The organism is Methanospirillum sp., from assembly GCF_028679455.1.
In the GTDB taxonomy this organism is placed as follows: domain Archaea; phylum Halobacteriota; class Methanomicrobia; order Methanomicrobiales; family Methanospirillaceae; genus Methanospirillum.
The window spans coordinates 1-8,727 of the sequence record NZ_JAJRBM010000077.1 but is presented as its reverse complement, the minus strand read 5'-3'; the positions used below and the strand labels follow the sequence as shown (position 1 = coordinate 8,727).

At 47.3% G+C, this 8,727-nt stretch carries 8 protein-coding genes and 1 tRNA gene; 2 read left to right on the top strand and 7 right to left on the bottom strand.

Annotation, left to right across the window (positions count from 1 at the left end):
* Both LUQ50_RS02480 and LUQ50_RS02475 read right to left on the bottom strand, forming a co-directional pair.
* On the bottom strand, positions 1-913 hold a 913-nt coding region (locus tag LUQ50_RS02480; protein WP_300035670.1), incomplete at its 3' end, for a galactose-1-phosphate uridylyltransferase.
* Between the two features lie 76 nt (positions 914-989).
* Positions 990-1,976, bottom strand: coding sequence for a 5,10-methylenetetrahydromethanopterin reductase (locus LUQ50_RS02475; protein ID WP_300035667.1), 987 nt, complete (start codon positions 1,974-1,976; stop codon positions 990-992).
* Between the two features lie 286 nt (positions 1,977-2,262).
* Between LUQ50_RS02475 and LUQ50_RS02470 the strand changes: the two genes are divergently transcribed.
* Positions 2,263-3,405, top strand: a complete 1,143-nt coding sequence (locus LUQ50_RS02470; RefSeq protein ID WP_300035664.1) for a hypothetical protein — start codon at positions 2,263-2,265, stop codon at positions 3,403-3,405.
* Position 3,406: 1 nt separating this feature from the next.
* Here LUQ50_RS02470 and LUQ50_RS02465 read toward each other — a convergent pair whose 3' ends face one another.
* Positions 3,407-4,360, bottom strand: coding sequence for an NrpR regulatory domain-containing protein (locus tag LUQ50_RS02465; RefSeq protein WP_300035662.1), 954 nt, complete (start codon positions 4,358-4,360; stop codon positions 3,407-3,409).
* Entirely contained in the window at positions 4,357-4,794 is a 438-nt protein-coding gene (gene dcd, locus LUQ50_RS02460) for a dCTP deaminase (RefSeq protein ID WP_300035659.1), read from the bottom strand. Before dcd ends, LUQ50_RS02465 begins: the two co-directional genes overlap by 4 nt.
* A 53-nt stretch (positions 4,795-4,847) precedes the next feature.
* On the opposite strand from dcd, the gene LUQ50_RS02455 reads away from it, so the two are divergent.
* Positions 4,848-4,919 (top strand) — tRNA-Arg (locus tag LUQ50_RS02455).
* Positions 4,920-4,929: 10 nt separating this feature from the next.
* Here LUQ50_RS02455 and LUQ50_RS02450 read toward each other — a convergent pair.
* The 3 genes from LUQ50_RS02450 to LUQ50_RS02440 all read right to left on the bottom strand — a co-directional run bounded on the left by LUQ50_RS02450 (position 4,930) and on the right by LUQ50_RS02440 (position 8,721).
* Entirely contained in the window at positions 4,930-6,360 is a 1,431-nt protein-coding gene (locus LUQ50_RS02450) for a hypothetical protein (RefSeq protein ID WP_300035656.1), read from the bottom strand.
* Between the two features lie 42 nt (positions 6,361-6,402).
* A complete protein-coding gene (locus LUQ50_RS02445; RefSeq protein ID WP_300035653.1) occupies positions 6,403-7,959 on the bottom strand; it encodes an AMP phosphorylase in 1,557 nt (518 codons plus the stop codon).
* A gap of 117 nt (positions 7,960-8,076) precedes the next feature.
* Positions 8,077-8,721: a PGF-CTERM sorting domain-containing protein gene (locus tag LUQ50_RS02440; RefSeq protein ID WP_300035650.1), complete on the bottom strand. Its 645-nt coding sequence runs from the start codon at positions 8,719-8,721 to the stop codon at positions 8,077-8,079.
* Between the last annotated feature and the right edge of the window lie 6 nt (positions 8,722-8,727).

Sequence of the window (8,727 nt, the reverse complement as noted above, 5' to 3'; positions counted from 1 at the left end):
TCCAGATAGAAGCAAGTTCTTCCGGAAGGGTCAGGATAACCGGTTCAAGATGGAGCCGCTCCATAAAGGCGGTATCCGAAGTTGATTGAGGATTTGGATTAATGCGCGATATGAGAGAACAGAATGCAGAAACATGATCCCTGCTTTCTTGATGGGCAAAAAAAATTGCCATATTAAAGGCACTGGTTCCAAGTTCACGATAGAATTCAAGGATCATTACGAGATCTGAGGCAAAATCCCCTAATACCTGATGAAATTCATGGATCTTAGTGAAAGGGAGGATACATCGTATCTCACGTTCACCGATAGGAACCGGATGAGCATACCAGAAAAGAGATGTCCCGGGGAGATCGCTCTCACTCTGTTCTGCATATTCCTTCATGTCATTAAAATAATTTGTACCATACGACTGGAAGTACGGGAGTCCGGCAGTAAAGTAACGAGCAGGCATTGTGTCAGGAGTAGAATCACATAACCCCTGCAGGTGTGGATGAGCAAGGGATGCACCGGCGGAAGGCAGAAAATTCCAATTGATTGACACATACCCTTCCTGATTCTCCAGAGCGGTGATCTGTCCTTTGAGTGCATCAACAATCTGCTTTGTTGTAAAGCGCTGAACTGAATGAGCCCTGGTTATCGCAGTTACCACATGATATACAGCATAAGGATAGAGATTCGGAAAGGTTAGACTCTCACCAACACGTATCCGGGTGCCATCTGCAAAGACGGGTGTGGCCTCTTCGATACGATCAGGACAGAACGGACACCCGTCATCAGGATATGTAGGTAATGATACGGATCCGATTCCCCTTTTTAATCGTTCAGGACAGATTCGGGTCCGAAAACCAGTCAGTTTCTCAATACGATACTCGATATAACTGCCGGTGTGCTCTATCCTGGTCGAAGTAAACATCAATTCAGCCCTACTTTTCGTATAGGGCATCTCGCTATAAATATGAACCGAAAAAAGGGTATTGAGAGTACTGTCTTCAGACTACGTACTTACCAAGCAGGCGGATGGAGTTAACCATATCCGGACCGAGTGGTGATCCAAAGATGATCTGGGTTACACCGGACTTGGTAAGATCTTCACACTTCTGTTTGACGGTATCTGGGTTTCCTGCAATAGTGAAGGCATCGATGGTCTTGTCATCGACATTTTCTCCTGCAGTCTTAAAGTCGAACTTGGCAAGTGCTGCCTTGATGTTTGCAACCTTTGCAAGGTCAAGTCCATGGCGCTGAAGCAGTGGTTCTGGAGATCCGGCTGCAATGAATGCAGCTACAATCTTTGCTGCGTTGCGTGCCTTCTTCTCGTTCATGTCGATGGACATTGCCGTGTATGCACCGATATCAAAGCCCTTCTTGCCTACCTTGTCACAAGCTGCCTTGATGATTGGGATAGCGACATCGAAGTCCTTCGGGTTGGATGCATTAATCAGGGCACCGTCTCCGATGGTTCCTGCAAGTTCGAGGACTTTTGGCCCCTGGGCACCAATGTACACTGGAATGCCCTTCTTTCCTGGTAAGCTGACACCAGTTAACTTGGCACCGTCGTAGTCGAAGAACTTCATGCCAGACTTGCTGACCTGTTCTCCCATCCAGAGTTTGCGCATCTGTAAAACAGCTTCCTCAAGGCGTCCAACCGGTTTATCCGGGCTGATTGCAAGTTTTGGAAGGGTTGAGAGGTCACCTGGTCCGATACCCATGACTGCACGACCATCTGAAATCTCATTCAGAGTACATGCAAAGGATGCCATTGCAGCAGGAGTGTCGGTAAAAGCGTTCATGATACCCGGACCCATCTTCAGGGTTGTGGTTGCCTCAGCAATTGCTGCAAGGGTTGGGTAGCAGTGGCGATTGTTGTAGTGGTTGGTAATCCAGGCAAAATCAATATCCTTTGATTCTGCAAGTTTACAGTAATTGACCACCTGTTTGACGTTAATGTTTCCTGGAACGAATTCTATACCATAAGTCAAGGTATGTCACCTCAATTGATTAATAAAACCCACACCGGTAAAAACATTATTATTTGAATCTCAATTAATCTGCCATTATTAGATTATTAAACCAAAATCATCCGGCTTTTCATAAGGGGATCTCTATTGAGACCAAAAAATAATCACAGACGCATGGAGATATGGAGGATATCGGCCGTTACGGGCAAATTTTTACCTTGCCCCCAGATACTCTTTATGAGATTAGGGGAGTACATATATACACTTCAAGGACCGGGCTGAGGATTACGGTGTAACGGGTGATAAAATGAGACTCTTGATATTAGGACTTGGTACGGCGGGGAGTCGAATTGCTGATGCAATAGCAGAGCCCACCGACAGATCAACCCGGAGCACAGCAATCCATGCTATAGCGGTGGATAATGATCCTGAGGTACTTGAGAGCCTCACCAATATTGAGCGCGAAGGGAAGGTCTACTTTCCAAAAGATTCAATCTCTGATCCTACACTTCTTACAACCACCTTCACGATTGATGAAGTAAAAGCCCGGCTCCGGTCATATGATGCCGGGGGTCATGATGCAGTGTTGCTCTGTGCCGGGCTGGGAGGAGGGCTTATTGACCTGGTTCCTCATCTCGTAGGAATTATCAGAGAGACAATGTATGAACCAGTATTTGCCTTGGTTACTCTCCCTGCCAATGGGGAAGGTCAGGAACGGCTCAAACGTGCTGCCAGTAATATGCGCCAGATTCGGGCAATTCTGGACGGCGTTATTGTTTTTGATAACCAACTCTGGCTGGATAAGGCAAGAGAACAGATAGAGACTGCAATTCAGCAAAAAAATCAAGCAACAACCGAACGATTCTGGTTACCGGGTACTCCTGAAAAGATCTCCACTGATCCCTATGATGTTGTGAATCGACAGATTGCTCAACGGGTACAACTGCTAATTCAGGCAGGAGAGGTTCAGGATACCCCACCACAGATGGTTCTGGATACCAGGGAGATTCTCAACACCATTACAGGTATGGATCTGATTACCATCGGTCTCGCAGACGAACCTCTTAATGACCAGTCCAGAATGGGATTCTTCAAGCAGAAGGAGGAATCAATCGTCTATCGGCAGGAAAGGGCAGGACGGATAGTCAAACTTGCGGAAAAAGCAGTTTTCAGAGACATTTCCGCATTTTGTGAACTATCTTCTGCGAGAAAAGCACTCATACTCCTGGCAGGACCTGAAGAAGAACTCTCAATGAAAGGTTTTATGGCAGTCCGAAAATGGGTTGATGATAGCATTAACGGATACGAACTCAGGTCAGGAGACAGTCCGGTCTCTGCCAGGTACGGAACTCATGTCGCGGTGCTCATTGTATTATCCGGACTGAATGAGATTCCCAGAGTAAGTGAATTGGATCAGTTAATTACAGAAAAAAAAACAGATCCGCAATAAATTAGTTTTTACTGATAATCCTGGAGAACGGAATCGTACCTGCTCCGATTTCGGTTACCAGTTTCAGCCCTTCTTCTGCTGCATACCCGATTGAGTTCATCCCGGAATAAGACACCAGAGATATTCTTCCAGGATCCGTGACCAGGTTGAAGATCTGACCCCGGCCCATCATAAGTGGGAATCTGAATCCACAATGCTGCATACGGGTAATCAGATCTGAAGCACGATCCCATGAAGAACCAGGAATCTGCCTGATGTTAGCGAGGAGGACACCGGAACCTTCGGAGATGTACGGTCCTATAGATGTAAGCCCAGAGTTTATGAAAAGCTGCAGCGGATCAACGGTTGAACCCTGATATCCAATCAAATCAACAAATTCAACGGGCTTTTTGTTTTCAATGCGGATAGTGCCACCATATGCCATTTTTACCGGAATTCCATTATGCTGAAATACTCCATCCATGGTGATACTGCAAACAGTCAGAAGCCCGGTATGGTCTGCTGGTACCCGGGGATCCCGATCGACGAGTGCATATGACTGGAAAAAACTACAGCCTGCATCCCGAACCCGGTTAAAAACGTTAACCACAGCATCCAGTTTCTCATCAGGGACAATCGTAAGGTTATACGCCACATCGCCGGTGGAAGTATCAGGGTTGAAGGTACTACGAAATGCCAGTCGTTCAAGTTTGGAAATGACAAAACCAATCCGATCCTCTACTAGAGCGCAATCAGTCTCTGCAATGCCTGTAGAAGTTAGGATTCTTCCCTGATTTCCTACTTTTTCAGTAAATCCCCTGGTGTCAAGATAGCGAAGATAGTACTGTACCGCCCGGTCAGTCATCACATACCCACGTTCAGCCAGGAGCTCTGAAAGGCGTTTAGCCCCCATTGGCTCCTGGTAATCTTTGAGAATCCGCAATATCTCGATATATTTATGCTCGGTTTTGATCATCGTGCAGATACCACTCCGTTACTATCCTGATAGCGACCATTGTAGATCTCATCCCCTTCACTTACTTCTGAGAAGACCATCTGTATTACCCGATCACCAGCACTGATCATGACAGGTTCTTCTCCCAGGTTTACCAGGCAGAGCGTCAGGTGCCCCCTAAACCCGGGATCTACAAATCCTCCGCTGATCTGAACGCCCCGACGTGCATAGGACGAGCGACAACGCAGGGTTCCTGCCAGGTCAGAGGGGAGTTCAACCCATTCCATGGTTGCAACCAGAGTCATCACCCCGCGTTCCAGAATATGATTATCTGCAGCCCGTAGATCATAGGAGGCAGGCTGCTGACATTCAGCGCCATAGGGTTCGAGGACTACACCTCCGTCCCCGGCAGGAATCTCTAACCGCTGCCGGAGCGAGCGTGATGACAGTATCATACCATACAGGTAGGATAAAAATCATTAATACCTTACGGATGGAACCATCTAGAGGATCCATGGGGTAGCGGATATCCTACCGGGCTTCGGACCCGGGGACGTGGGTTCGATTCCCACTGGATCCGTATAAAAAAATTACAGAGATCTTTTTTTGAGAGTGCTACGTTTTTTTCGGACATGTGATGATGGTCTTTTCCCACCACCCCGGTAGAGAAGGAAGAAACCTATTCCCAGGACGATCACAATTCCTACCCCTATGTAAAGCCAGGGGAGGGAGGTTGCAACGTTATCCTGCTCCTTTGGAGTAAGGAGAAGACTGACAGGACCAGAGAGAGGGAGTTTGACTGTAGAATTATTTGGATAATAACCATCAAGCTCCACTCCAATCAGATATGAACGGGCTTCGTTTAGGTTCAGAATCGCAGATCCATTGCTATTAGTTTTCGCCACCAGTGAGCCATTCACAAGGACTGATGCATTTGGAAGTGATATTCCCTGCAGATTCTCAACTGATACCTGAACACGGGTAACTTCGGGTTGCAGATCAAAGATAATATCTGATGAATTCTGAGTGAGATCGAGAGTTCGACTGGCAGATTTGTATCCGATTTTACTGACGGTAAAGATGTACGATCGAAGCTCGCGATCAGGAATCGATAACCGGCCATACTGGGTTGTCAGTCCCACCGATTCTCCATCAATCTTTATTTCTGCGCCTTCAATTGGTTGCCTGGCAGGATCATAAACCGAAACAAAAACTCTTGATTTGAGCGGGAGCAGGGTAACCTCAATAATGAGATCTTCTTCTCCAGGATTCTTCTGGAGGATGGTCTTCTCATATCCGGGTGCTGTTGCCTCGATCATATGATCAGTCCCCCGGCTCATGTTCGTGATAAGAATCCCTTTGTCATTAGTCTTTCCTGAATCGGTTCTATCAGTAAAGATCTGAGCATCAGGTACCGGATGGTGTGTCTGGGCATCCTGCACCAGAAGAGAGAGACGGTCATTGCGTATCATGGAGTATTGCACTGCAGTATCCTCAAACCCGGTAACCAGTTTGTCTCTTATTGTCTGGTATTTGCCCCCGGTTATGGTGAGATCATAGACCTGTTCTGTTCTGAGGGGGAGTTGAACACTGCCATTCGAATCAGTACGGTTCTGTCGGATCGTTCCATCAGAAAGACCAGCTTTCACCTGGATTCCTGTAAGCGGGAGAAGTGTATCAGCATCAAAAATCTGAACTGAGTATGTACAGTTTCGTATCTGCAATGGAACCAGCAGGAGCGTATCATTCACCGATGGTGATCCTTTCCATTCCCGATACCCTGCCTTTGCGATGCGAAGAGCCGGAGGATCTCCTTCATACGAAAGATTATAGGTTCCATTCACATCAGAGGTTGCAGCAAACTCCCCATTCGCATAAATCAGCGCCTGAGGAATCGGCACAGTCCGATCAGTCTGTTCAAACACCATAATATTCAGGGCACAGACTGGAACACCTGCAATTATACAACTGATGAGAAGTATCACTATCCCCTGTATCAATTTACAAATCCGATACTGCATACCGATCTCTCTGTTATATGTAATCATATCAGAAATTGAAGTCTATTCAACCCCATTACTCTGTGGCCGTGACGGAATCCATTCCTGATGATTCGGTACACGATCAATGAGCATCCCTTCGACCATTATCGGTCGGAGTGTCCGGGCGATCTCAAGTGCTTTTTCAAGCCGCCATTTACGTTCAGCATACAGGGTAAAGATTGGATCACCTCGGGACAGGTGGGTTCCTGGTTTTGCATGAATATAAAGCCCGGCACCATGATCATTGGGTGCACCTGCTGTTCGTGCGATGGAGATCAGTGACCGGTTATTCATTTCAACCACATATCCATCCCGATCTGCCTTGACCACATGAGAGAACTCACCAGGTTTTACCATATCAGAGGTAATTTCTGGATTTCCACCCTGGATTGCAATGATCTCCTTCATCTTTTTCAGGGCTTTCCCTGAGGCAAGGATCTCCAGAGCAAGGGCCATACCTTCTCCCCGGTTCGCTTTCCCTGCCAGTTCAAATGCTATTCCGGCAATCACAGTACTTTTTTCAATCAGGGAATTCGGTGATGCCGCTCCTTCAAGAATCGCTAAGGCCTCTTTTACCTCAAGAGCAGGGCCGATTGCCCGTCCAACCGGAGCATCACCATATGTCAATGCGCATTCTACCCGCATACCCAACCTTCCACCAATTTCAATAAATGTCTGAGCCAATTTCTGGCCTTCGGGGATGGAATGAACCTTGCAATACTTACCTACCGGAATATCAATTGCAACGACATGGGCCCCAACCGCAAATTTCTTTGCCATTACACTGGCAATCATCTGTCCTATCTGATCTATTTTAAAGGGATATTCCTGTAAAATTATCTTATCATCAGCCGGGGCGATATTGGTCGCTCCACCCCATACAATAACACCGCCAACCTTCTGGGTCATCTGCTGAACTTCTACCGCTGAAAATTCAACCGGTGCCAGGACTTCCATCAGGTCGGCAGTGCCCCCTGCCCCGGTGATTGCACGTGAACTGGTCTTGGGAATCAACAGCCCTGCCGCTGCAATAATGGGGACGACAAGAAAGGTTATTTTATTACCAGGGACTCCACCAATCGAATGTTTGTCAACGATCGGACCGGTATGAAATTCCAGTCTGTCCCCGGTCTCAACCATCGACCTGGTGAGGTATTCTATCTCGTCAATATCAAGATTATTAATATAGGAACTTATTACAAAAGCCGTGATTTCACTTGGTGAAAGATTATCGTGTACGATATCACTCACAATCATCCGTATCTCTTCACGTGAGAGACGGTCACCATCCATTTTCTTTCTGATGTAATCCAGAGAAACTGGTCGGTCAGCAACTCTGACTTCTAATGACTGACCATCGCTAACCTGTAACTGTTCGTTACTCTGGTGATAAATGCCAAGTTTCCCCTGTTTAATGAGAGAAGATGTCGTCTCAACATAATCCGCAATTGATATGCCGGTTGAAGGATTTGTTATCTCGACCCTGTCTCCGGGAAAAACTCCCAGGGATTTTGCATCCTGCTGATGCAGGAGCACACCCCGTGCAGCAATATCAACGAGGCGTACGGCTAGTTTCATGCCATAACGTTGAGGTTCTATCCTATTTAGTGCATCGGAAAACGGAACCTGAATAAAACAGAGGAGAACCTAACGGCGATAAACTATCAAAAAAAAGGATAAATTAAGGGTTAACCCTTAGTTCCGGCGCAGTGCCAGGAAGGCGACTGCTCCGAGGCCTACGAGTGACAACAGTGCACCAAATCCTGGGGACTTCTTGGTCGGCTCAGGGGTTGGTGGAACAGTGGTTGCTTTCTCGGTTGGCTTCTGGGTTGGTGGAACGGTTGTTGCTGCTACAGTTGGCTTCTCGGTTGGAGTTGCGTTCTTGTCAGCTACAGTTGCGTTCTTGTCTGCAACGGTTGTTGCGGCTGCAGTTACCTTTGCTGCTGGAGTTGCTGCTGCAACTGGAGCGCCGCCTGCCTCAACAACGTTGAACAGTGCAGTCTCAACTACATCGGTAGTGACACCGGAGACACGGACGATGTACTCGTCTGGCTTGAACGTGGATGCGTCGACATTGAAGCTCCACTTGTTCAGACCGTCAGTGCCCTGCTGGACCTTGACAGTTCCGGTTGCGCCACTGAACTCACCACTCTGTGACTTGTCGGTCGGCTTGAATGAGGATGAAGTAACCTCAACGAGCAGATCGTTATCATCGTATGCCAGGTTGGTGGTACCAGAAATATTGACCCTCTCAGTATGGTGTTTTTGACCTATTGGGTTGATGGTGATCTTTGGCTCCTCTACGAGGAACTGCAGTTTGGTGTAGGTGTCGTCTACCATGGCGTT